Below are 483 nucleotides of genomic sequence, written 5' to 3' on the forward strand. Positions count from 1 at the left end.
GCAGCGGCGAGGCGTAGGGCCTGCTGATGAACAGCCCCAGCCGGGGCTGGCTGCGATGGATCGCGATGTCCTCGCGGGTGGCGAGGTTGGCTTGCGGCGGCGTATCGGCTCGCGAGTCGATCACCACCCGGCCCTCGGCATCGACCACGTAGATGGTGCCGAGATAGCGGCCGGTGGTGGCGCGGTCGAACAGCACCAGGTTGCGCAGGTGCGGCGGCAGGGCCATCACCGCCGGCTGGCGCATGCCGTCGACCACGGCCTGCAGCGAGAGATCGTACTGCTCGATGCTGCGGGCGATGTCGCGCTCCAGCACCAGCACCAGGTTGCGCGAATTGCCGGCCGCGCGCTGGTAGGCGTCCGAGCGCGACTGGTAGAGCACCAGCGCGCTGAGCGCCCAGAAGAACACCAGCAGCAGCGCGCCCGCGACCAGCACGCCGAGCGGCGTCAGCAGGCGTGCCGCGGGCAGCTTCCAGGCACGGCGCG

1 protein-coding gene is annotated in these 483 nt (G+C 71.4%); it reads right to left on the reverse strand.

Annotated features, from left to right (window positions below; genetic code table 11):
- The coding region (locus HW466_RS31315; protein WP_425129841.1) for a PDC sensor domain-containing protein at nucleotides 1-483 on the reverse strand (483 nt) is incomplete at both ends.

The organism is Burkholderia territorii (assembly GCF_902833055.1).
GTDB lineage: Bacteria > Pseudomonadota > Gammaproteobacteria > Burkholderiales > Burkholderiaceae > Burkholderia > Burkholderia territorii.